Below are 2,312 nucleotides of genomic sequence, written 5' to 3' on the forward strand. Positions count from 1 at the left end.
GAAAGAGGACCGCGCCATGAGCACGCAGGACGACATCAAGATCGCGGCCAAGGGCGTGCAGGTCTGGTACGGCGAGACCCACGCCATCAAGGACGTGAGCGTCGACATTCAGGACAAGACCGTCACCGCATTCATCGGGCCGTCCGGCTGTGGAAAGTCGACATTTCTGCGGTGTATCAACAGGATGAACGACACGATTGATGTGGCTCGCGTGGAAGGCGATATTCGTATCGACGGCGAAGACATCTACGACAAGCGCGTCGATCCGGTGCAGCTGCGCGCCAAGGTGGGTATGGTGTTCCAGAAACCCAATCCGTTCCCGAAATCCATCTACGACAACGTGGCCTATGGCCCCAAGATCCACGGGCTTGCCCGCAACAAATCCGACCTTGACGATATCGTCGAGCGCGCTCTGCGCCGCGCCGCGCTCTGGGACGAGGCCAAGGACCGCTTGCAGGCCCCGGGCACCGGCCTGTCGGGCGGTCAGCAACAACGTTTGTGCATCGCGCGCGCCGTGGCGACCGAACCCGAAGTGCTGCTGATGGACGAGCCATGCTCGGCGCTGGACCCGATTGCCACCGCGCAGGTGGAGGAACTGATCGACGAATTGCGCGCCCGCTATTCGGTGGTCATTGTCACCCATTCGATGCAGCAGGCCGCGCGGGTCAGCCAGAAGACCGCCTTCTTCCACCTTGGAAACCTTGTGGAATATGGCGAGACGGACCGTATTTTCACCAACCCCGAAGACAGCCGCACGGAGAGCTATATCTCCGGTCGGATCGGGTAGGAGACCGGACAGATGAACGAACACGGACAACATATCGCCTCCGCCTTCGACCGCGACCTCGAAGAGGCGCAGGCGCTGATCGCCAAGATGGGCGGGCTGGTCGAGGCGGCGATCCTCGATGCCGCCAAGAGCCTCGACACCCGCGACGTCGAACTGGCCGAACAGGTGCGCGCCGGAGACAAACGGATCGACGCGCTCGAAGAAGAGGTCAACGAGGCCGCCGCCCGCATCATCGCGCTGCGTGCTCCGGTCAGTCGCGACCTGCGTGCGCTGCTGGCCGTCATCAAGATTTCCGCCAACCTTGAACGCGTCGGCGACTATGCCAAGAACATGGCGAAACGCACCGTGCTTCTGGCCGAGATGGAGCGTGTCGGCGGGGCCGATGCCGCGCTTCGCCGGATGGCTCGCGAGGTGCAGGAGATGCTGAAGGACGCGCTCGACGCCTACCTGCGCGGCGATGCCGATCTGGCGGAAAGCGTGCGCGACCGCGATCTGGACGTCGATCAGATGTATACCTCGCTGTTCCGCGAATTCCTGACCTTCATGATGGAAGACCCGCGCACCATTACGCCCTGCATGCATCTGCATTTTATCGCCAAGAACACCGAACGGATGGGTGATCACGTCACTTCGATCGCCGAACAGGTGATCTATCTGGTGACCGGCACGATGCCCGAGGAAAGCCGCCAGAAGGGCGACCGTACCTCGCTGGACCCGGCCGGGGCCTGATCCCATGGATCGCGGCGACGTTCTGATCGTCGAGGACGAGGCGGCGCAGGCCGAGGTTCTGGTCTGGAATCTCGAAAAGGAAGGCTTCAACGTGCGCCGCGCGGCAGATGGATCGGAGGCGCTGCTGCTGATCGAAGAGGCCGCCCCCGATGTTGTCGTGCTGGACTGGATGCTGCCCGAGGTCTCCGGCATCGAGGTCTGCCGCAGGATCAAGGCCAACCGCGAGACCCGCGAGGTGGCCGTCATCATGCTCTCGGCCCGCTCTGAGGAGGGCGACCGCGTGCGCGGGCTCGATACCGGGGCGGATGACTATATGGTCAAACCCTATTCGGTGGCCGAACTGGTCGCGCGGATCAGGACGCAACTGCGCCGCGTGCGTCCCGCGAGCGCCGGCGAGGTGCTGCACTTCGAGGACATCACTCTGGATTCGGAGACACACCGCGTCGACCGCGCCGCGCGGCAGGTCAAGCTGGGACCGTTGGAGTTCAAGCTGCTTGCCACTTTCATGGCACGTCCCGGCAGGGTCTGGAGCCGCGAGCAACTGCTCGACCGGGTCTGGGGGCGGGAGGCGATGCTCGACACCCGCACCGTCGACGTCCATGTCGGCAGATTACGCAAGGCACTGATGGCGGGCGGCGAAAGCGATCCGCTGCGCACGGTGCGCGGGGCTGGCTACGCGCTGGGATGACCCACGGCTAAATCCCCCCCGGCACCATCAGATGCTGCATCGGCTTCGCGTCCGGGTTGCGCGCGGCATGAACCGCGGCACGGGCCAGAAATTCACCGGTTTCAACCA

General features: G+C 64.0%; 3 protein-coding genes. All 3 read left to right on the plus strand.

What is annotated here, in order from left to right; translation table 11 throughout:
- The first annotated feature begins 16 nt into the window (after positions 1 to 16).
- From pstB to phoB, 3 genes are read left to right on the plus strand one after another with little or no spacing between them, the layout of a single operon-like run.
- A complete protein-coding gene (gene pstB, locus ACSHXH_RS19435; protein WP_435673453.1) occupies positions 17 to 787 on the plus strand; it encodes a phosphate ABC transporter ATP-binding protein PstB in 771 nt (256 codons plus the stop codon).
- A 12-nt stretch (positions 788 to 799) separates the two neighbouring features.
- Positions 800 to 1,516 (plus strand): phosphate signaling complex protein PhoU, encoded by a 717-nt coding sequence (gene phoU, locus ACSHXH_RS19440; RefSeq protein ID WP_435673451.1) that lies wholly within the window; start codon positions 800 to 802, stop codon positions 1,514 to 1,516.
- 4 nt (positions 1,517 to 1,520) lie between these two features.
- Positions 1,521 to 2,204 (plus strand): phosphate regulon transcriptional regulator PhoB, encoded by a 684-nt coding sequence (gene phoB / locus ACSHXH_RS19445; protein WP_435673452.1) that lies wholly within the window; start codon positions 1,521 to 1,523, stop codon positions 2,202 to 2,204.
- Positions 2,205 to 2,312 lie beyond the last annotated feature (108 nt).

Origin of the sequence: Marivita sp., assembly GCF_051251565.1 — a bacterium.
Classification (GTDB): Bacteria; Pseudomonadota; Alphaproteobacteria; order Rhodobacterales; family Rhodobacteraceae; genus Marivita.